This is a genomic window from Mesotoga sp. UBA5557, assembly GCF_002425715.1.
Classification (GTDB): Bacteria; Thermotogota; Thermotogae; order Petrotogales; family Kosmotogaceae; genus Mesotoga.
The window spans coordinates 1-21,919 of sequence record NZ_DIMV01000039.1; the positions used below are offsets into that span (position 1 = coordinate 1).

Annotated in this window: 21 protein-coding genes; 1 reads left to right on the plus strand and 20 read right to left on the minus strand. The window is 42.0% G+C overall.

Annotation, left to right across the window (positions count from 1 at the left end; translation table 11 throughout):
• The coding region (locus tag B3157_RS04460) for a hypothetical protein (RefSeq protein ID WP_292589139.1) at positions 1-231 on the plus strand (231 nt) is incomplete at its 5' end.
• A gap of 359 nt (positions 232-590) precedes the next feature.
• Here B3157_RS04460 and B3157_RS04465 read toward each other — a convergent pair.
• The 20 genes from B3157_RS04465 to B3157_RS04560 all read right to left on the minus strand — a co-directional run bounded on the left by B3157_RS04465 (position 591) and on the right by B3157_RS04560 (position 21,615).
• Entirely contained in the window at positions 591-1,247 is a 657-nt protein-coding gene (locus B3157_RS04465) for a hypothetical protein (protein ID WP_292589141.1), read from the minus strand.
• Between the two features lie 491 nt (positions 1,248-1,738).
• Positions 1,739-2,821 (minus strand): non-hydrolyzing UDP-N-acetylglucosamine 2-epimerase, encoded by a 1,083-nt coding sequence (wecB, locus tag B3157_RS04470; protein ID WP_292589143.1) that lies wholly within the window; start codon positions 2,819-2,821, stop codon positions 1,739-1,741.
• 58 nt (positions 2,822-2,879) lie between these two features.
• Positions 2,880-4,247 carry a glycosyltransferase gene (locus tag B3157_RS04475; protein WP_292589145.1) on the minus strand — a complete coding sequence of 456 codons (1,368 nt, stop codon included), beginning with the start codon at positions 4,245-4,247 and terminating at the stop codon, positions 2,880-2,882.
• A gap of 271 nt (positions 4,248-4,518) precedes the next feature.
• A complete protein-coding gene (locus B3157_RS04480) occupies positions 4,519-5,649 on the minus strand; it encodes a CapA family protein (RefSeq protein WP_292589147.1) in 1,131 nt (376 codons plus the stop codon).
• A 97-nt stretch (positions 5,650-5,746) separates the two neighbouring features.
• Positions 5,747-6,715 carry an SDR family oxidoreductase gene (locus tag B3157_RS04485; protein WP_292589149.1) on the minus strand — a complete coding sequence of 323 codons (969 nt, stop codon included), beginning with the start codon at positions 6,713-6,715 and terminating at the stop codon, positions 5,747-5,749.
• A 24-nt stretch (positions 6,716-6,739) separates the two neighbouring features.
• A complete protein-coding gene (locus B3157_RS04490) occupies positions 6,740-8,086 on the minus strand; it encodes a phenylacetate--CoA ligase family protein (protein WP_292589151.1) in 1,347 nt (448 codons plus the stop codon).
• Entirely contained in the window at positions 8,049-9,275 is a 1,227-nt protein-coding gene (locus B3157_RS04495; protein WP_292589153.1) for an O-antigen ligase family protein, read from the minus strand. The genes B3157_RS04490 and B3157_RS04495 overlap by 38 nt, the downstream gene beginning before the upstream one ends.
• A complete protein-coding gene (locus tag B3157_RS04500; protein WP_349680363.1) occupies positions 9,272-10,501 on the minus strand; it encodes a glycosyltransferase family 4 protein in 1,230 nt (409 codons plus the stop codon). Before B3157_RS04500 ends, B3157_RS04495 begins: the two co-directional genes overlap by 4 nt.
• Before the next feature lie 81 nt (positions 10,502-10,582).
• On the minus strand, positions 10,583-11,185 hold the full coding sequence (locus tag B3157_RS04505) for a transposase (protein WP_292589155.1): 603 nt from the start codon (positions 11,183-11,185) through the stop codon (positions 10,583-10,585).
• Complete coding sequence (locus tag B3157_RS04510; RefSeq protein WP_292589157.1) at positions 11,169-11,546, minus strand: transposase; 378 nt, start codon at positions 11,544-11,546, stop codon at positions 11,169-11,171. Before B3157_RS04510 ends, B3157_RS04505 begins: the two co-directional genes overlap by 17 nt.
• A 155-nt stretch (positions 11,547-11,701) precedes the next feature.
• Positions 11,702-12,832 carry a non-hydrolyzing UDP-N-acetylglucosamine 2-epimerase gene (gene wecB / locus B3157_RS04515; RefSeq protein ID WP_292589159.1) on the minus strand — a complete coding sequence of 377 codons (1,131 nt, stop codon included), beginning with the start codon at positions 12,830-12,832 and terminating at the stop codon, positions 11,702-11,704.
• Between the two features lie 14 nt (positions 12,833-12,846).
• Entirely contained in the window at positions 12,847-13,701 is an 855-nt protein-coding gene (locus B3157_RS04520; RefSeq protein WP_292589161.1) for an SDR family oxidoreductase, read from the minus strand.
• The gene (locus B3157_RS04525) at positions 13,698-14,747 is read right to left on the minus strand and encodes a polysaccharide biosynthesis protein (protein ID WP_292589163.1); all 1,050 of its coding nucleotides are present in this window, start codon (positions 14,745-14,747) and stop codon (positions 13,698-13,700) included. Before B3157_RS04525 ends, B3157_RS04520 begins: the two co-directional genes overlap by 4 nt.
• Positions 14,740-15,981 (minus strand): glycosyltransferase family 4 protein, encoded by a 1,242-nt coding sequence (locus B3157_RS04530; RefSeq protein WP_292589165.1) that lies wholly within the window; start codon positions 15,979-15,981, stop codon positions 14,740-14,742. Before B3157_RS04530 ends, B3157_RS04525 begins: the two co-directional genes overlap by 8 nt.
• 35 nt (positions 15,982-16,016) lie before the next feature.
• Entirely contained in the window at positions 16,017-16,976 is a 960-nt protein-coding gene (locus B3157_RS04535) for an NAD-dependent epimerase/dehydratase family protein (protein WP_292589167.1), read from the minus strand.
• Between the two features lie 13 nt (positions 16,977-16,989).
• Positions 16,990-17,829, minus strand: a complete 840-nt coding sequence (locus tag B3157_RS04540; protein ID WP_292589169.1) for an NAD-dependent epimerase/dehydratase family protein — start codon at positions 17,827-17,829, stop codon at positions 16,990-16,992.
• A gap of 12 nt (positions 17,830-17,841) precedes the next feature.
• On the minus strand, positions 17,842-18,813 hold the full coding sequence (locus B3157_RS04545) for an NAD-dependent 4,6-dehydratase LegB (protein ID WP_292589171.1): 972 nt from the start codon (positions 18,811-18,813) through the stop codon (positions 17,842-17,844).
• Positions 18,810-19,514 (minus strand): sugar phosphate nucleotidyltransferase, encoded by a 705-nt coding sequence (locus B3157_RS04550; RefSeq protein ID WP_292589173.1) that lies wholly within the window; start codon positions 19,512-19,514, stop codon positions 18,810-18,812. The genes B3157_RS04545 and B3157_RS04550 overlap by 4 nt, the downstream gene beginning before the upstream one ends.
• Positions 19,514-20,329 carry an NAD-dependent epimerase/dehydratase family protein gene (locus B3157_RS04555; RefSeq protein WP_292589175.1) on the minus strand — a complete coding sequence of 272 codons (816 nt, stop codon included), beginning with the start codon at positions 20,327-20,329 and terminating at the stop codon, positions 19,514-19,516. The genes B3157_RS04550 and B3157_RS04555 overlap by 1 nt, the downstream gene beginning before the upstream one ends.
• Entirely contained in the window at positions 20,329-21,615 is a 1,287-nt protein-coding gene (locus B3157_RS04560) for a sugar transferase (protein ID WP_292589177.1), read from the minus strand. The genes B3157_RS04555 and B3157_RS04560 overlap by 1 nt, the downstream gene beginning before the upstream one ends.
• Positions 21,616-21,919 lie beyond the last annotated feature (304 nt).

Genomic DNA, 21,919 nt, shown 5'->3' on the forward strand with positions numbered 1-21,919 from the left:
GTACCTCAACAGAAGGACTTTCATGACGCTGAAGAGATAAACGCTTGCGCGGATTCGATAATCATGCTTCATCACGATCGTTTCTACGACGACAATGCTCCGAAAGAAGAGCTACGGGTCATTGTTTCCAGAGACAGGGGAGAGGCAGTGAACCGCGAGACATTCCTTCACTTCGACTGGGAAAGGGCATCGCTGATGAAAGAAGAAGAGAAGGAATCATTACCCAGGTAGCCGGTCCTTTATCGGTCGGGGGGTTCTAAGAGTACAGTGGTCTTTCCAGCGATCAGCGGGTTCATCGCTTTTAAGCGGATAGCGGCTCTTTCGGAGAACGGTGAACCGTTAACGGTTAACTTGGTTTTATGAAACTTGGAACTGTACTACACACACACCCTAACTGCAGGAAGGAACAAGCACCCTTCCTGCTTCTTATTCGAGACAGGACTCTGAAAACTTTGACAATAAGAAAACTGGAGCATCGCTTTCGAATACGCGCTGCTTTCTGAAGGGAAAAGCAACAATGGACTTTGCTAGCCTTTCAGCTGTAGAAGTGAAAAATAGATCCTTTGAAAAACTCAACAACCAAAACCAGATCAGTAAGAGCTACCGAACCAAACCTTATCCCAGTATGTATTTCTATGGGTTACTGCTTCAAGAGAGAAACCATCTGGAAGAATACCACTGTTCTTGTTCTCACTCTCAAGGCTTTCAAAATAGCATTTCCAGTGATCATACTCTGGAGGGTCCATTCTCTGCCGCGATCTCTCGAGCTGCCATTTATAAGCTGGTTTTCTTTCTGATTTGGCCCCGTTACGACGATAATACTCAACCGGCGCGCAAGCCATGAATCTCATATAGTCTTGATTTGCATGGAACGAGATGAAAGAACCTAGCTTTGTACCATTAATATTGTCATCCGGATACCAAGCAGCCATTATTCCAACCTGGTCATTCATTCTAGTCTTGAACCTGAAAAGGCTCTCTTTCCCGGAATAGATCGCCCGATATTTTGGGCCGAGAAACCATCCGCTCAACTTCCCATTCACAAAATACTCTATTGGAACAACAGTATAGAGTAGGTCAAACATCTCCCACTTTCTCATAAACTTCTCAGGATCAAAACTAGCACCGACAATGAATAATTCAACAACGTTCGCTGATCTAATGTCAATAACAATGTGATCTTTCTTTTCTTTGAACCGCCGCAGTTGGGAGCTGTCTTTCGAGACTCCGATCTCAAAAAAGCGCACAATACCTGAAGAGACGAGAAATCGACCTGCGCGTGGAGAGAAAGAGAGAATAGGAGAAAAACAGGACCCAGAATGGCCAAAACAGAGTCTCGCCCTCTCCAACGCCCAATCTTAATCTCCGACTATAAAGACTCACTCTCGGCAGAAACTGATGAAGTCAGTTCTCTCCCGGCCGGAAATGGGATAATTCTCAGAAGATCAAAGTCTTTGTACCTGATGCAAATCTTCTTAGCCATAGTTAGAGCTCCTTCAATAAGAAAAATGGCAGACGACAATAAACAATGTAGTAATGGGCTTACCAACTCTAACATCTGATTTACGAATTTTCGATAGATGCCAGAACAAATAATACTTTCTTCATCTGGCTTCCACGGGAGAACATCAGTGCTCAGGGAACTAATGAACTAAGCACAGTCAGATATTGCTTCTGACCTTTCCTTACTTGTTTGTTTTTATCTTCGTTCCATATCACAAACCCAAGACCCCAGCTCCTATCTCTCGCTTCTCGAAAAACCTGCAACAATTTTCGCCATCTTTTCTCCAGCTCTTCCATCTCCATAAAGATTCTCCGGAGCGTTGACCCGAGGTTCGTGACTGAAAGCTTTATCAATGATCAGTTCTTTATTAGCATCAACAAGAAGATTCCAGCCAGCTTCGACGAGTTCTATCCATCCGGTATCGGGCATCATCACTAAGGCCGGAACCCCGGCAAAGTAAGCTTCTTTCTGGAGGCCACCGCTGTCAGTGATTGCTTTCTTAGAACCGATGAGCAATGACATCATATCGCTATATGGAAGTGGATCAAGGATCAAGATGTCTCTTATCAGATCTTCATAACCATTCACAGAGATTGCCTTTCTTGTTCTTGGGTGAAGTGGCAAGACTACTTTGAGCTTTTTGCTCACTTCATTCATGGCTTCAAGAATATTCTTGAGTCTCTTTCTATCATCTGTGTTGAAATCACGGTGAAGTGTAGCTAGGATATATCTTCCCCTGACCAATGAGTAATCGGCCAGAGTTGTACTGATATCTAGGCACTCCCTCATCTTCACGAAGAGATCATACATAACATCACCGACGAAGTGTACGCCTCTGATTATTCCTTCTTTCTCCAGGTTATCGACGGCTTTCTCGGTCGGACAGAATAGAAGCGAAGAGATATGGTCCGTAACGACCCTGTTTATCTCTTCGGGCATATCTTTAGGGTGTTGCCTTAGTCCAGCCTCGACATGGGCTATTGGAATCTTCAGTTTGGAACCGACAAGCGCTCCTGCAACGGTCGCGTTTGTATCTCCATAGACCATTAGCATATCCGGCTTTTCTTTCAGAACCACTTCTTCGAGCCTGATCATAGTTGTAGCCGTCTGATAGGCATGAGATCCAGAACCGACACCCAAGTTGTAATCTGGAGTCTTGATGTTCAAACCATGTATAAAAACGTCTGACATATTAGCGTCGTAATGCTGTCCAGTATTGACAAGCATTTCATCTATACCTGCTTTTCTCAGTTCTGCCCCTACGATTGCTTCCTTTATGAATTGCGGTCGTGCACCGATTAAAGAAGTAATTCTCATCTATTAGTATTCCTCCTCAAAACAGTCTTGTTCTTTGAAGTGCAAATAAGAATTCGCATTAGTCTAACTGATTTTCTTTTAATCCATTCGACAGAAGTATATCTTCAAGTTTCTTAGCAAGAACCCTATAACTAAATGATTGTAGATACTTATGATTAGCATTTGTCGGAACAACCTTACCGTCAATAGCCTGTTTGTAAGCATTGAGAAGAAAGTTCTGAAGTCTTTCATCTTGAGATGGATCGGCTATCATTGAATTAAATGAAATACCTAATCCAGAAGAATCAATCATCTCACTAAGCTCGCCACCAGGTTTCGTACCGTTTACTATGACCAGAACAGGTTTCTTCAATAAAAAACACTCAAATACTTTGCCAGTAACTATTCCTTGTTCGTTTTCAGAGTTCCATGTGCTTACCAGAATTACATCTGCGGTATTCTGCAGATTCAGTGAATCAATTCTTGAAATAAAACCTAGATTTTCAAGTATTCCATCAAGTTCATATTTTCCTGCCTGATCTTTCACTATTTGAAAGTCTTTGCCTGCATAAGTGAAGCGAATTTTTTCAATATTAATTAGACCTTTATTATGAAGTTCTTTGAGTCCAAAGAACACTGGGCTCAAATCTCTTTGACCACCATACATACTTCCCGCATAAACGAGTCTTAGAAAACCATTTTCTGTTTCCCCTTTTTCTTCAATGAGTTCCAGATCGTCTTCATCATACCCATTCGGAAGATAATTGGTTTTCTTCTCTATCCCATATTGTTGAGAAAGCTTTCTTGCAAGATCCTTAGAAACAACTGTAATTGCGCTGGCATTCCTACAAATATTCTTTTGTATTTTGTTATAGATGAAATACTCAAATCGTGAGTGAATGCTCTCATAAGCCATGGGGTCACGAAAATCGGCAATCCATTTTTTCGCTATCTTTTTCTTTAGAGCATATTTTGCAGCAAGATGAGAGGATGCACTTGGATAACTAGAGAATATGTAATCAAATTCGTTCTCTTTGAAATTTTCGTCTATGTATTTTTTTACCTGTCTTTTCCAGCTGAAATTCCTTGTGAGGTTATATATGAATTTGATTCTCTTTCTAGAGAATGTTCTTATCGCTTGACCTAGAGACTTGACTGGCGGTTTTTCGTTATTGCTAGGCGGCTTGTTTGCAGTAGATCCGCTTCTCTTTCTGTAGAGAAACCTTCTAAAGAATTCCCCATAGGGAATATCAATTTTTTCGATGTAACTGAGCTCATTACATACTAAAGAATGGTCCCACGCAATGTCTTCTGATAACTTAGGAGAGACCACAGTAAGATCCCACCCTCCTCGAACTAAGTACTTCACCAATTTAGTCGTCCTGACACAACCAATAGCATTTTCAGGCGCAAACGCCGTTACAATGAAGAGCAATTTTCCTCTCATCAAGCGCTCCTTTTCCAGTTTCGGAAATTTCTAATCTCGGATACAAAAGGATCTACCATATTCGACAGTGAACGAAGAGTCCAGAAATGGATCGTAACAGATTAAGGTGAAACACCTATACATTTCGGCGGTTCTCCCTCAGATCATATTGATCAAATCATAAACGTTTCCAACCTGGCAAATTCAATTCAGTATCAGATAAGTCACCCTAGAAGTACAAGGTTGTGCTAACTCATTCAGTGTTTTTTGTCGGATCGACATGCTCAGAATATCATTCATGTTTCTCAATTAAATCAAGTCCCTTTAAAAGCAACTCTCTATGGGTTTCACAGTTTATGATGTTTTTTGCCATGAGAAGCCTCTTACGTCTAACATTTCTTTTAGATATGAAGCCTCGGAAAATCTTCCTGTCAAGTGCGGACAGGAACCTTCCTCTACACAGAAATGTATTAATGTATTCTGGACAAACCCTCTCAGCAAGCCTGCGGTATTCTTGCTCAATGAACCCAGGTGTAACAATCTCTTTTGAACGCCTGTCAAAGCCCGTCAATATTTCTTGCATGATGTCTCCATTAGCTAACTGGACGTTTCTACTGCTTTTGAAGAAAGGAATGTACTGGACTTCAATTTGGTCACAAAAGCGGACCCGCACAAAAAGACTTGTTTTCCAGTAATCACTTTCTGAGTAATCAAATATGAAGTTGCCTTGTCCGTAGACTATTGTTGATCCGCTGTATTGTTCATAGCATCCAACACAATGACTGTGCTGGGTTATGACAAGATCTGCACCCTTGTCGACCATTCTTCTGCAAACCTTTTGAAGATGAGGAGAAGGATAGCGATAGTGTTCTTTCCCTCCATGATAAAGTATTACTACATAATCACACCGATTCTTCAGACCGGAAATATGATCGAGACTTTCAAGAGGGTCAAAAGGATTGGCTCCGGGTCGATCTTCTGTGGCAATAGAGAATTCATGTTCTGCACACGAGTAAACGCCTACTCTCTTTCCATCCCTGTCAATGACATATGGTTTCGCTGCACGAAGCAGGTTTTCTCCGGCTCCAACAAAAGGTATGCCAAGTTTCGATAGGGTTTCGCAGGTTGATAATAGTCCTTTTGCTCCCTGATCGAGTATGTGGTTGTTTGCAAGCGAGACTAAAGAGGGGTTAAGTGCTTTTATCCCTTTTGCGGTCTTTGTAGGCGCAGCCAAGTTCGGACCGGTTTTTTTGATGGGTTCCTTCTCATCCGTTAGAGGAACTTCAAGATTGAAAATTCTAATATCAGACTCTCTCCAAACAGAGAGCAGTTCTTTACCCATTATGCTTTCAAGATTACCTGACTCAAAATATGAGAAATTCGGATGCGTAGGAACAAGATCCCCCGCAATAATTAGTGTCATATTCTCTCCTACATTGTAATGATCCCTTTCTTCCAGCAGAAATCTGCCAACTAAAGGACGGCCAAACTCATTATTGGGAACTGCATACTAGCTGTCTTCAATTTGATATTGATTCTACTGTTTTTCTTACTCCTTCAGTAACAGACACGTCTATCTCGAACCCAATTAAACGGTTCGCTTTTTCAATATCGGCTAGTGAATGCTTAACATCTCCTGGTCTTTCTGGGGCAAACTTCGGTTCTATTTTCTTTCCCACTATATTGCCTATTATATCAACAAGCTCTTTAAGGCTTATTCTGCTGCCACAAGCTATGTTCATATGTTCTCCATCCACGGCTTTAGTTGACTTGCAGGCGAGAAGATTTGCGTTCACTACGTTGTCAATATACGTGAAGTCTCTGGTTGTTTCACCGTCTCCGTATATCGTAGGGCTTTTTCCCTGAAGCATTACTGTGATGAACTTGGGTATAACGGCGGAGTATTCCGAGTAAGGATCCTGTCTCGGTCCGAACACGTTGAAGTATCTGAGAGAGACTATGCTCATCCCATAAAGCTGAGAGAAGACTCTTCCGTAAGTCTCCTGTGCGTACTTTGCAACTGCGTAAGGGGATTTTGGATTGGCAGGCATCGTCTCCACTTTTGGCAGAGTCGGAGAGTCGCCATAAACAGAAGAGGAAGAGGCCTGGACTATTCGTTTTACTCCGGCTTTTCTGGCGGCTTCAAAGAGATTGAGAGTAGCGGTTACTATGCTGTTGTTCGTTCTTATCGGGTCTTTCACAGATCTCGGAACTGAAGGCACAGCCGCCTGGTGGAGAACATAGTCAACACCATCGACCGCTTGCTCTGCAATTCTGTAATCGGAGAGATCACCCAGGATGAACTCTATCCTTTCTATGAAGGGTTCTATATTCTCGAATCTCCCAGTTGATAGATTATCTAAGGCTCTGACTTTCTCTCCATCATTCAGCAGCCTTTCAACGAGGTGCGAGCCTATGAAACCGGCCGCTCCGGTCACTAGATAAGTGTTTGTATATCCAGTATTCTTTGCTGCATTGCTTGTCTCCAATCTTAATTCAACTCCTCTTAAGTACTATTTTCCTAGCGCTTCGTGAGAGATTTTTGAAACCACAAAGGAATACTTTCCTGATGCCGCGGGATCGATATGATTACAGAAATCGATTCTCACTTCCATTTCGTTACCTAGTACAGCTTTTATATCACTAATCAAGTTGCCCAAGCTTTGTTGTACAACTTGGTTGTCCGGCTTAAAGGAGTCTCTCAGTACGACTCTCACGACAATTCTATCGTAATCTTCTTGAACAACTTGGTATTTGTCAATAAATCCCTTGTTATGTACAACTCCTAAGAAATGAATGAAGAAAAACGGGCTGATCGTAGTGCCATCACGCTTTCTGATTAAATCACCTGTCCTTCCATCAATTCTCTCCAGTGTTTGCCATTCCCTTCCACATCCGCAGAGTGTTTCTTGTTCAGTAACTGTTGCAACATCACCGATAGAATACCTGATAAGGGGCATAGAAAGATTCGATAAAAGAGTCAAGACAACTTTCCCTGTACCCTCTCTAATCCTCTCGCCCTTGTCATTAACAACCTCAAGAAAGTGAGTGAATGGGTTCACATGAATTCTTCCACTGGGGCATGTGCATGCTATGCCTCCGGCTTCTCTGCTTCCGTATCTGTTAAAAACGGGTGCCTGAAAGGCTTCTTCTATCACACTCTCCATGCTGGGAAACAATGTCCCTGCGGAGACAATGATTCCAAGGGGTCTGTGTTTGAGTTTCAAACCCTTCCTAAGTATTTCAGAAGCAACAATATACGCAGCGTCTACATAACACTCTAGTATCTGCGGTCTAAACTCGTTGATACAATCTACGTACTTAATAGCTGATTCAGCAGAGATTCTAAATGCATCAACTATTTGTTCATTCCTAATGAATGAAATGAGCCTTCCTCTGAAGTTCTTAGTCTGGTGAAGAACATCTCTAGGAGATCCCCAGATCTTTAGAATACGATCTCCCGGTTTCCAGCCTGCCCAAGTATAGAATAAATATGCACCTGCTCTCTGATAGTCTCTGAATTCCTTGTTCTGCAACACCTGCAAAGGTACACCAGTTGAGCCTCCGGTTGAGTTCTCATATTCACCTTCAAGTCTGATTCTGCTGACAAAAGCGCTTCTTTCTCTTGATAGCTCGCGCTTTCCAACAATGGGAAATCTCTGAAGATCTTCGATTGCATTTCCCTCTTCAAAAGAGAGATTACTATAGAAGGGAACATTACTCAGGCTCCACTTCAGGAGTTTGTTAAGTTTCTCGTTCACTATTGTATGCCATTTTGCTCTACTAGCGTTCATATTATCTAGTATCTCAAATGTAGGGTTTTTAATCAACTTCATCAACGCTCGATATGGTCGTCTCATGATACTCACCCCCCTTTGAACTCCCTTCACTAGAGCTGTATGCAGAATAGGCTAGTACAGAGAGCAGAAGCCAATGATATTTCGAATAATAAGTAACTACGAAAAAATCGAAAATCAGAATAAGCGCAACACAAAGAAATACATAATTACGGATTGCCTTTGAAGAACCTAAAGCCGCCCTCCTCAAGATTAGCAGAATCACGGAAAAGTAAATCATAAATCCCAGAATACCTGCTGTTGAAAGAAGCTCTATATAGTTGTTGTGCGAATAAAGCTGAAAGGAACTTAGGAACATAAATTGATCTGGACCAGCTCCTAAAATCGGATGCTCTTTCCACAATTCTATCCCTTCTACAATAAGCATGGATCTTATTCTGACACTAGCTTCTTCACCCCGCAGAGCTGCAACAAGGCGGTTCACAGATGTAATATTGATTATTGAGTCAACTATCAATTCACCATACAGAAGAATCACAGTAAATACAAGAGCGAACGCAATTAAAACTACAATCTTTGAAGCAATACTTCTTCTTTTTTTCTGTGAAACGATGTATAAATATAGCAAAATGGCAGGCCAAATCAGCAATGTTTTCCTGCTTCCAGTAAAAATAGTTGCAAACAGTAATGCTGAAAGTCCACAAATCCAAGTAACTACTCCAGGTTTCATTAACGGATTGATGAGTATTAGAAATCCTGAAATGATTAGAAGACCCAGTAGATTTGAATTTTCTGCCGAGCCAGTAACTCTATAAACATATGGGTTTGTAATCAGCTCGGCAACGCTCATCACTAATACATAACCTATTCCAAGAATTAGACCTAATCTCAGCGATTCAACAAAATGATGCTGATTTAGCAGATTCATCATAACTATTCCAAATAACGACGAAACAAATATATGTCCAAATCTAGCCATCGCTTTACCTGTATTTGGTGACCACAAAAGAGACAAAAACGAAAAAGCGACAAAAAGCGAAATCACCAGATATACAGGAACCATCTTGTTCTTAACGAAAGCCTTACGATGGAAAACAAAAGAAATAACACCTAGCAAAATAACGAATCCGAGCGAAAAATAGAAAGCATTGAATCCAGGGGTACCTGCTGTCACAAATACCGTGAGCGTCAGTAAGAAGACGGAAAATCCTTCAATACTGAAAACTACTTTTGGTAATCTAATGCCAATCATCGCGGAAACTTCTCCAAAAGCTTTTCATAAGTTCTCTGATATCTTAAAGACATTTCTTTAGCACTGAATTCTTTCTCTGCCAAACTTCGGGCATGCCGAGACATCACTTCCAAGTCTTGATTTCCGACTCTATCCAACTCTTCTGCGAAAGATTCCGTTGAGCCTCTTGTGAACAGAAATCCTGCTTTCCTATCCAGTTCTATGACTTCCTTATGTTGATCAATCTCTGACAAACATACGGGAAGTCCGCATGAAAGAGCTTCTAAAACTGAGTTTGGCATGCCTTCAGTTTTTGAGGCTGACACATATAAGTCACTGACTTGAAGATATTCTTTGACATTTTTGCGGAATCTCAAGAACCTTATGCTGTCATCATTATTTGCTTCAAGAATGCACCTACCAAGATCATCTCCGTCTCCCAATATTAGCAAAATGCTTCTATTACTAATTCTGCTGCGCTTGAATCCTCTAATCAATGTGTGAATATCTTTAGATCTAATGACACGACCAGTGAATATCATGACCAGTTTATCATTTGGTATATCCAATTTTCGTCGCATCTTTGATTTTTCTTCTCTAGACAGTGGCAGAAAAGATTCTACATCAACCCCATTATTAATAGTCAGTGAGGAAACACCATACCCTCTAAGAACTCTTGAAATGGTTCTTGAACAAGCTACAATATAATCCATCCTCTTGACATTATTCATATATATTCTAGTAATTAGCTTATTTATCAAGCCATGATTATTATTGATAGAGTCATAGTGAATGTCATTCCTTACTGTAGTAATGTTTACGCTGTTCTCTTTAGCAAAATAATTAACGGAAAACATATCTGCTCTTAAACCGTAACTCTGAACAATATGAAAAGAGTTTTCCAACAACCTGTTTTTCCTTTTAGTCAAGCTATAAAAAATCGACTTGCGTTTGAGACCCAAACACTCTATTATAATGTCCAGCTCTTTGAATCTGGAAAAATCAGAATTCTCCGGTTCCGGTGAAATAGTAAGAATTCGTGGATTGAATCTAGACCTATCAAGATGTCTTAGAAGATAATACAGCTGACTTGTTGGTCCCGTCCGCCTTAAAGTTGAATATAAGTAGACAATATCAATCATCATTCTCAATTCCTTTTTGAACAATCTAGGATGCAGATTTGATAGACTCGATTTCATTACCGTTCTATAGTTTACTGACACCTGGTGCTCAATGAAGCAAAGCATACCATTATGAACTCTGACCAGTACGACCGCTTGCTCTTAATGAACTACTATTTTCTAGAATACTATTGGGTGTCTCACAAATCAAACAGCATGAATGATATCCATAATCTTTTTCAAAGAACGATGGTGTAGATGATTGTAAATGACCACGAGATTGTAAGTGAAAATCTTAAGGCCGATAGCTGTGTCAAAGTCTCTATTGCTTGTGTACCATATGAATTCCGAATCAAGGATACCTTCAAGTATTGAATTGGTTCTCTCTATCTCTTCCCTTAGCTGGTACCTCAATGAGTGAAGCTTTTTCAGTCCAATCGCCAGCCAACGGAATTGTTTCTGCTTTTCTGTATCCAGACCTCTCCTTCTGTTTGTGTCAATGACCGGTATCAAACCGGTCTTCTCGAATATGTAGCCGTAGTACTGGTTGGAATCATATGCACTGTCTGCAAGAATGTACTTGAATCCTTTACAGGTGTCTGCCATCTTCGGTGCTACCTTCGAATCGTGTGTCGATCCTCCGGTAATGATCCAGTCGATTATTAGCTTGTTGACCAGATCAAGAGATATGTGCACCTTTCTTCCATACTGCCAGCCTTTGTTCGTCTTCGTCCAGCTGGCTCCCTGGTCTTTATACTTCCCTCTCTTCCTCCTTCTCTGCGCCGTAGAACCTTTACATGACTTGCTCACGAAACGAATCTACCGCAACTTCTTTCCTTTCGAGCCCTTCCGCATCTGTGAAGAGTGTAGTTGCCTTCTGGACTATTTCATGAAAAGGTAGCTGTCTGGCTCTTCGAGACAAGGTCTGGAATGATGGTATCGTCTTCAACCCAAGATACTCGATATACTCACCATTCCCTTCAAGAAACCCCTTCGCTCCTCGATACGATATCTTTGCAAGTGTCAGCAAAACCAGCAACTTCAATATCGCTATCTCGTCGTACTCTTTGTTCCTTCCTCTCCCTTTCTTTACAGTTCCCTTTACTATGAATTTGTCCAAGTTATCCAGTACCTTAATGATTTCCTTTTTCTCCATCCCTTGTGATAACATCTATTCGGGCCTCCTTTATGGTTCTTAGTCAATTCAATGGTACCACCATTGAATCCTTTGGAGGCCCTTCTTTTCGAGACACCCTAAGAATACAAATCATAATAATGAATGTTTCCGGCTTGAACAGAACCCTAATTAATAGGTTCACAAGTCTCTTAATCAAACTTAGACCAAGTGACTCTAAGAACAATTTCGAAAAGACTTTGCACAATTCTTAGCACTTTCTCTGAAACATTCCTATCCAGATAATCCGGTGACAAAGGAGCTCTTTCTTCATTAACGAAGCTCTCTCTTGCGATCCTTATTGCGTTGACTACTCCTCTAGCTTTAATTCCGCCGATAACTATCGAGCCTTTATCGAGCACTTCAGGTCTCTCGGTGCTCGTTCTGAAGAGAACTGCGGGGAAACCGAGAATAGATGATTCTTCGCTAAGTGTACCGCTGTCAGATAAAACGCAATAAGCTTTCTTCTGGAGCTTGTTGTAGTCGAAGAAGCCGAAGGGCTTGAGGTTGGTTATTAATGGATTGAATTTTACCCCCTTCTCTTCTATCTTCTTCCAGCTTCTGGGATGGGTAGAATAGATCACAGGTAGTTTGAACTCTTCGGCTACTGTGTTGAGTGTGTTCACTACTTCGTTGAAGTTCTTCTCTATATCCAGATTCTCTTCTCTGTGGGCACTGACGAGGATATACTTTCCCTCTTCAAGGCTAAGTCTCTTAAGAGCATTGCTGTTATCTATTTTATCCATGTAGTGATACAAGACTTCAGGCATTGGAGAGCCGGTGACAAAGATATGCTCCTTTCTGAAGCCTTCAGAAAGGAGATATCTTCTGCTGTGCTCTGTGTATGGAAGGTTTATATCGCTTATATGATCGACTATCTTCCTGTTTATCTCTTCCGGTACATTTTGATCGAAGCATCTGTTTCCCGCTTCCATATGAAATATGGGGATCTTCAGTCTCTTAGCCGGAATAGCGCTCAGAGCACTGTTTGTATCGCCAAGTATCAGTAATGCTTCCGGCTTCTCTTTCAGGAGAACTTCATAGGCAGCGCTGATTATGTTTCCCATCGTCTCGCCAAGATGCTTTCCCGGAACGTTTAGAAAGTAATCCGGTTTTCTTATCTCGAGTTCCTGGAAAAAGATCTCATTCAATGTATAATCCCAGTTCTGGCCTGTGTGGACGAGTATGTGATCGAAGTATTTGTCGAACTTTTTTATTATCTCGGCCAACCTTATAATCTCAGGCCTGGTTCCAACTATTGTCATCACTTTAGTTTTGGTCATTTCATTCTCCAGTTCTATAGATTATAGTGAGGATAATACTCTTTGTGATTTCTTATCCATTCTGCCATCTCATATACCATTGTCTCATAGTCGGGAATAGTATAATCAAACTCAAATCTCGTTCTCTTTAGTGATTTATCTACAACGAATCCATCGAAAGGCTCGATATTTAGTTCGTTATTTCTCATGTATTTGTTGAACAACTTAAGCAGATCATATTTACTTATAGGCTCGCTGTAAACCATATTGTACAAACCGCTCGCTCTTTTCTTGGCTGCCTGTTCCATAGCTTTGGCAAGCTCAAGGGTTGTGAGTCCTGTCCACATTGCTTTAGTATAGCCTTTTATAGTACCCTTCTGCTTCATGAACCAGTTGAAAAGGCCTATTCCGTTCTCGTTCATATCTGGTCCGACAATCGAGTTTCTGAGTGTGATGTTCTTCTCGTCTTCGAGCTCACCTAAAGCTTTGGTTCGATCGTAGAAAGTCTCTCCGTCCCTCAAATCCGATTCTGTATAGCTACCTTTCTTTCCAGAGAAGACACAGTCTGTACTCATGTGTATAATCTGTGTATTCATGTTCTTAGTTGCTTCAGCAAGGAAGTGAGGAAAATAAGAGTTCAGAAACACCGCAAGCTCTTTATTCTGATCCGCAAATTGATTCAAAATGCCAATGCAATTAATGACAGAATCGAATCGACCTTGAGCTATTATGCCATGAATGAATTCAAGGTTTCTCGCATCTCCAACGACAAATTCGCAATGCTGACCCTTCACACGATCGAATCCAATGACATCGTGTCCCTTTTCAGATAGATAGGTCGATATCGTATTCCCTGCCATTCCGGCTGCTCCAAGAACAAGAAATCTCATTGTATCACCTTGCCTGTCTTATCTCTGATAGTGCGCCAATTATCTAGCTCAATCTGGATCTCTTCCAATGTTAGCAGAAGTTTCTTCAGTTCTTCTAGGTTTAGTCGTTCTGTGTTATGAGATGTGTAAGGTTCAATATTATCAATCATAAGTTGCCCTTTATCGAAGTACTTGGAGTAGTTTAGATCTCTCGTGTCTGCCGGGACTCTGTAATAGCCTCCGAGGTCTTCTGCCACGATTCGCTCTTCAGAAGTCAGGAGGCTTTCGTATATTTTTTCCCCGTGGCGTGTACCGATTATCTGGATCTTGTTGTCTGCCTCAAAGATATCTACTAAGGCTTCGGCGAGAGTCTTTATAGTTGCCGCCGGGGCTTTCTGCACGAAGATATCTCCCTGATTGCCATTCTTGAAAGCATAGAGGACCAGATCTACGGCATCGTCCAGACTCATCATGAATCTAGTCATATTCGGGTTGGTAATTGTAAGGGGCTTTCCCGCTTTGATCTGTTCGATAAATAGAGGAATAACAGAGCCCCTGGAGGCCATTACGTTTCCGTATCTCGTGCCGCAGAGAACTGTCTTGTTCTCTGAGATCGTTCTGGATTTGGCTACCATGACTTTTTCCATGAGTGCCTTTGTCATTCCCATGGCGTTTATTGGATAGACGGCCTTGTCGGTGCTGAGAACGATGATTTTCTTCACACCATTGGCTATCGCGGCGTTGAGTGTGTTCTCAGTTCCCAGTATATTTGTTTTGACAGCCTCGAGCGGAAAGAACTCACAGGAGGGGACCTGTTTCAGCGCCGCGGCGCTGAAAACAAAATCTACTCCTCTGAGAGCAGATTCGATGCTGTTAAAATCACGTACATCTCCTATATAGAATTTGAGCTTGTCGTTGTTGTAGAGCTTTCGCATATCGTCCTGTTTCTTTTCGTCACGACTGAATATGCGAATCTCACTTATTTCTGTCTGAAGGAAACGCTTAACGACTGCGTTCCCGAAAGAACCGGTACCACCGGTGACTAAAAGGGTTTTGCTCTTAAACATGGGTGAAATCTCCTTTTTGCTGTCTGAGTAGATCATCCATTCTATCTAGAAGTCTGTTCTTGTCGAAGTTCTTCTCATAATAATCCAGAGCTCTTCTACCCATCTCGTGTAATTTTTCTTTTGGCAAGTTGCTCATTTCAAGTATTATTGAAGCAAGTTCTTCGGGATCTCCCGCAGGACTACAAAGACCTGCACCGGCCTCCTTGATCACACTACAAATCTCTCCATCGGCCGATACAATTATCGGTGTTCCACATGCCAAACATGATTGAGTTTTGGAAGGCAGAGTCAACTCAAATACAGTGCTTCTCGTCAAGCAGATGAGTGCAGTATCACACGCTGACATTAGAAAAGGTATTCTTGTTGCAGGTTGTTTTTCAACAAAATTAAAGAACTCTTCAACATCATTCCTTTTCACTTGCTCTATTAGGTTTGCCTTGGCTCTACCATCTCCAACCAAATTGAATCGAACTGAGTTACATCTTCTTTGTTTCAGAATCTGGGCTGTCTCAGGAAGTATCTCAAGCCCTTGAGCAAATCCAATATTGCCTGCGAAAAGTATATTAAATCTTCCATCTTGTGGGATCAAATTATCCTTTGCGCTTGCTTTTGGCATTTGTTTATAGAAGTCTTCTGCATAATGAGGCCAGTATTCCAACTTTTGCTTACAAACACTGCGTTCCGCAATTTTCTCAACAAAGCTTCTGGAAGAAGTCAGTATCAAATCACAGTTTCGATAGATATAGTCCACCATCTTTCCAATCAAATGCAGCACGTAGTTGTTTCTAATGCCTCCAGCGATCTCAACATTTTCTGGCCACAAATCAGTTACATATAATGTACAAGGAATGTTTCTTCTTCTTGCAAACCAGATCCCAGGTAGTGCTTGAGTCATTGGTGAGACCTCATATATGAATACATGGTCGGCGTGCAGTCTTGTAAGCTTTGAAAAGAAGAAACCAGATATGACGAAAGAAAGATAGTTTAGTATTAGCATAAAAGAACTCTTGCCTCTTGGTACTAGAGGAATTCTTCTAATATCTATTCCCTTATGGTTCTCTCTTCGCTTACGAAAAAGCCCGTATCCCTTATAATACTTCCCCTGTGGGTAGTTAGGGATTCCAGTCAAGACGGTCACTTTGTAACCTCTTTTCACCCATTCCTCACAAATATCGTTTATTCTGAACTGCTCGGGATAGAAATACTGCGCAACTACTAGTATATGTTTGTTCACATCGAACCAGCTCTTTCCTATTCTAATCGGATTCCCTATTCAGGGTCAAATTCATCCTCAATTGTGTTCTGCAATCCTTCTTCAATACTTACAGGTGCTTCAAACTCTGTTTGCTTCATGTTGGAAGAAGTGAAATGACTGCTTGAGCAAAATTTCTTGATACGAATTCTGCTTATTTCATACTCTCTCTTCGTTATTTTACTAAGTAGATCAAAGATTCCTCCGGCTGCATATCCTATAAAATAAGGCACTTTGATGAGCTTCGTGTTGTTGTTCTGCAATCTCTTCAGTAACTTCATCAGGTCGATCATATTGTAGTCAGGTTTATCAATGTAGTTGAAAAGATGAAACCCTAATGTGAATTCCTTAGTGCAATACTCTATAAATGCGGCCACGTTTTCAACATATGCCATTGACTTAATGTTCTTGCCATTGCCTATTATGAAGCTGTTCTTCCTTGTTTGCTTCATAAGGGTATATACATTTCCCTGTCTGTTTCCTTCCCCGAAGACTACTGTCGGTCTTATGAACACAAGCGTTTTTGATTCTGGATCTGCTTCGTACCATTTCTTGTATTCGGCTTCTGCGAGCATCTTCGTTCGGCCATATTCATTGAAGGGTTCAAGCTTTCCGGTCTCGTCTGTTTCTTTTGTTGTGAACCCATAGACTGCGACTGAACTTGTGAACACTAGTTTTTTTATTCCGAATTTGTCTGCAACTTCGCATATATTGATTGCTCCCTGAACATTGGTATCATAATAAAGTTTTAAAGGCCTTACGTTGTCTTTGTGTTCTGCGGCCAGGTTTATTATAGAATCAACACCTCCAAGAGCTTTAGTAAGAGAGTCAACGTCTCTTACATCTCCGAAGGTCCATAATTGAGGATGCTTTTCGCTCTTGTTCTTGTCGATTATTCTCACTTTTTCTCCGGCCTTCAGCATTCTATCTACAAGTCTTGTGCCGATAAAGCCAGAACCGCCGATGATTCCTATCATATCTTCCTCTCTTTTATTCGAATTGAGAACCTCTTACGATTATTCCTACAGATTGTTCAAGAGTCTTAGGCTTTCTTCTAATTATTCTTTCTATTGTAGTCGATTCAACATTCAAATCCCTTCCCCTGAAAGCCTTGGAGTCTGTTATTATTAGCTTGAGTTTTTTTCCTGTTAGCTTCTCTGCCTCGTCTATGATTTCTTTCAAGCTGAATGACTTGTCCATGCAGAAGTTGATCTCAGTATTGCCTCTCAAGTCATTCGAATCTATCATCTCGGTGAGCTTGACGACTCCATCCACGACATCATCTATCCAGATATAGTCACGTTTTGTTATCAGGCTCGACTCCCAGGCTTCAAAGGTTTCTCCCTTCAGTATCGAATAAACAATCTGACCTACGAGTGTACTGGTGTTTGGAGCTATGATGTTCGTTGGTCTTATTATCACTGTTGTCTTGCCTGGCAATTTGGCCTGAATCAGGTTTTCACAGATCAGCTTCGAGAAGCCGTAGAAGTTGTCCGGCTTCTTTTCGCTATCTTCTGTTATTACTTCGTCTTGAATGCCAAAGACCGCGATGCTGGAAAAGTATATCAGTCCTTTGCATAGCTCCTGTCTGCAGAGATTGTCTATAACACAATTCGTTGCAAGCACGTTGTTTCTGGACAATGCAGCCGGGTTGTTGCTCTTTTCACCTGCTACGTGTATTACGATGTATTCTTTATCCAGTTTCAGATCTGGATACTCCGGTTCTGCGAGGTCGAAGTCGGTGCAGACGAGTTCGAAGCCTCTGGCTTCTAGCGCTTTCTGCAATCTGCCTCCAACCATTCCCTCAGAACCGGTTATAACTATATTCATTGAAAACATCCTCTACACGTTATATATGTCGGGTTTATAGTACTCCATATTATTCTCAAGCCATTTGATCGTTTCTTTGAGGCCTTCTTCTAGGGTGTGTCTTGGCTCCCAGCCTGTGAGTTCTTTTGCTTTGGAGCTGTCGCAGAGGAGCCTTTCGACTTCGCTCTTGTCCGGTCTTATTCTCCCGTCGTCTATCTCTATTGTGAGCTCTTTGTTCATAAGGCTCGCGATGAGTTGCGCGAGGTCTTTTATAGTTATCTCTCTGTTCGAGCCTAGGTTTATCACTTCTCCTGTGCTTCTCTCGTGAAGACCCACGTGGCAGAAGCCCTCGCAGGTATTCAGCACGTAGTTCATGTCTCTTGTCGCCTCCAGATTGCCGAGCTTTATGCTCTTTTGTCCGGCCAGAAGCTGTGAGATGATCGTTGGGATCACGGCTCTGGCCGACTGTCTCGGGCCGAATGTGTTGAAGGGCCGGATGACGGAGACGGGCAGGCCGAAGGAGCGGTGAAAGGTTAGCGCAAGCTGATCTGCTCCAGATTTGGTCGCGGCGTAAGGAGACTGCGGGTTGACCGGGTGTTTCTCGTCTATCGGGACGTATTGCGCCGTGCCGTATATTTCGCTCGTTGATGTCTGAATCACTTTCTGTGTTTTTAGCTCTCTTGCGGCCTGGAGTACGTTGTAAGTTCCCTCTATATTTGTCTTTATATATGCAAGAGGAGAGATATAAGAGTATGGGATGCCTATAAGGGCGGCCAGGTGAAAGACGACGTCGATACTCTTCATTGAGTCGTTCACCGAATCGAAGTCCCTTATATCTCCTGTATAGACTTCTATTTTGTCTTTCAGAGGCGATTCTTCTAGCCATCCCCAGTTATTTTTCGAGTTGTAACGGACGAAGGCTTTGACATCGAAGCCTTTTTGAACGAGATATTCTGCTAGATGCGAGCCTATGAAACCTCCGGCTCCGGTCACGAGTACTTTCAATTGCCTTCCTCCCCGTTACTCGTCAAAGCCATATAGTCTTCCATTCTTCCGACATCGTGCCAACTGCCATTGTGAACATGAACTGCAAGTTTCATTCCATTATCTTTCATCATTCCCCAGAGGGTCGGCATGTCTATGTACTGGTGCTTGGGTATGTTGTTCTTTATATAGGTTATCACTTTTTTAGAGATGCCGTAGATTCCACCGTTTATTATGTACTGGAGATTCGGCTTTTCTTCCCAGTCTATTAGCTCTGGTGTGCCGTTTGTCTTTAGAACGCCGAAATCGACAGGTATCTTTCTTTCTATTCCTGTAAGTACTAGATCGTATTCTCTAAGCAGATCGTTTATGACTCCATAATCGACATCGCATATGAGATCGCCATTGGAGACGATTATTTTGTCATCGAAGTCATCCGGAAGAAGAGAGAGAGAGCCTGCCGTTCCCGTGCGCTCGATCTCTTCGATATAGGTTATGTTTACTCCGTATCTCGAGCCATCGCGAAGGAAGCTCTTTACTATCTCTTTCTTGTAGTTGACAGATACGAAGATATCTACTATTCCGAATTCTTTCATGTGTTCGATTATCAGTTGGATTATCGGCTTGTCACCAACAGGCAACAGGGGCTTGGGGATAGCGGAGGTTAAGGGCCTTAGTCTCTTGCCCTGTCCTCCGGCCATAATGAATCCGTATTTGAACACTACTTACCACTCCTGCCCAGTATCCACTGATAAGTCAATGCAAGGCCTTCTTCGAGGCTTACCTTCGGTTCCCAGCCGAGCTCTTTCTTTATCTTGTTAATATCTGCAACTGCGTAATCGTAGTCGTATTCTTCGCGGAGCTTTGTGGCGTCGAAGAGGACGTCGCATTCGCCGCCGGTTATTTCCTGTGCTCTTGTAATAAGCGTGCTGATAGATATTGGATTGCCAGAGCCAACATTGAAGATGTCGATTCCTTTGGGATCTTTCTCCAGGATGAGAGTAATCAAATCTATGAGATCGGAGATGTAGAAAAAGTCGCGGACTTTCTCTGAATCTCCTATGTTTACTGTTCCGGAGGAGGCGATTCTCTCTAAAACGGTCGGAACAACATAAGGAGACAGCTGATACGGGCCGTAAGGGTTGAATAGTCTCAAGATCGTAAGATCGAGAGAATATCTATTTGCTAGATAGACGAGTATATCTTCAAGGATTGCGGCTCTTGTTCCTACGAAGTTCTTCGGGTAGACTACATCCGACTCTTTGAACTGGCCTTTTTTGGGAGCATACACTCCATAGGAAGAGAGATAGACGATCGTCTTGAGCTTATTCGTCTGAGCTGCAAGTGTGAGCACATCGCCAAGAGAACCGATATCGGTAAATTCTCCTATGTATTCGAAACCGATTATGTAAGGAATATCCGGATCGAAACTGCTGTAATTCGAGTGTTTTAGCTGTTCTGTATAGTCTATCTGGAAGGCTCTTTCCAGATGAGGCGTTAGCCATTTCTCCACGTTCGATACCAGGACTTTCGACACTATTTAGCACCCCTTCGAAAGATCATTACTTCTGCTGTACGAAGCAGCGTAGCTAGATACAGCCTGAAGTCATAATTCTTGACATAATAAAGATCATACTCCAGTCTCTTCTCGTATTCTTCTTTAGTGTCGGCGTATTTGTATAGAACTTGAGCATGACCTGTAACCCCTGAAGGAACCAGGAAACGACTTCTATAGAACTTGATTTCTTTACTCCATTGATCATAGAATACTGGTAAGTCGGGCCTTGGTCCTACAAGACTAATGTCTCCTCTCAGAACGTTGATTAGCTGAGGCACCTCGTTAAGACGTGTCTTTCTTAGGATATGACCGCTCTTCGTAATATTGGCATCTAGAAGAGCCCCATCCTGATCTTTGTGCTCGGTCATTGTTCTGAACTTGTAGACATCGAACCTTTTGCCACCCATACCGATTCTCCGTTGCTTATACAAAATGGGTTTTCCATTGACGGAGAGAATCAGTATTACGGCAAAAAGGCTGAACGGAATTGACAGAATTAACAAAATCGTAGAAATAACCAGATCAGCAACTCTTATTCTTCTTGAGTATCTTGCTTCCGAAAACAGCACTTCATAGTACTCCCTGAAGATATCAAGAACAGGAAGGGGAACCCTGAAAAGGGTTTGCTCAACGATGGAGGGCAAGTATTCGACTCGAACATCGTTGATTCTTGCTCTTTCAATTATTTCATCAACATCTCTCGCAAGCTTTGGATCTCCAATCAATATCGCATCGAAAGGCTTTGTCTCTTCAAATGTTATAGCCTCTGTGAGGGAAGCGGCTGTCGGGTTCATATAGCTGTAGATTTCGAACTTGCCCATCGAGGCCTTCTCCACTTCTTCGAGTATTGGGCCTAGGTCCTCTTCTCTACCGATTACGAGATATCTCCTCGGGGGAAGATGCTTAATCGAATGTCTCATCATCATGCATGAGAGAAGCGGGAAGACTAAGGCTGCAACGAGAGCCGTTACGCCGAATGTCAGCCTCGGGAGCCTGGGAGTGAAAAGGATGATCGGGATGAGGGCAAAGAGAATGCCGAGGATCGTTCCTGAAATATATGAGACGATGCATGAGTTTAGAGAGTATGTTGTTGAGTTATCGAAGCCTCTGAAGGCGTATATGCCGAGCATGATAGCTACATTGAGTATAAGAGCTTGAAAGGCAAATCTGGGAGTCCATGTGAGTGTAAGTGACTGGATGAAGAAAAGGGCAGCGAACAGAAAAGAAGCGACAAGGTACTTCAGTCTTGCTATTCTTCTTGACACAAGTACCCCCTCCTGATTTTATTTAATCTAGTGATTAAATACGGTAAACAAGAAGAACGAGGATTTCTCATTGTTCGCCTTACGTGTTGTTAATACTCGGTTTGTAAGCTATTCGATTTGCCTTACGTATGTTAACATTTCACAATCTTATTCGCAAGTAATTCGAAATCCGTTTATCGCTGATTAGGTTCATTTATTATCCTTGACAATCAATTATAGAATCTATCCGTAGATGAGTCAATATTGTGGCAGAGAAGGGAATGTAAAGATTCTTGTGGAGATGACGCAAGGCTGCCTTCGGCAG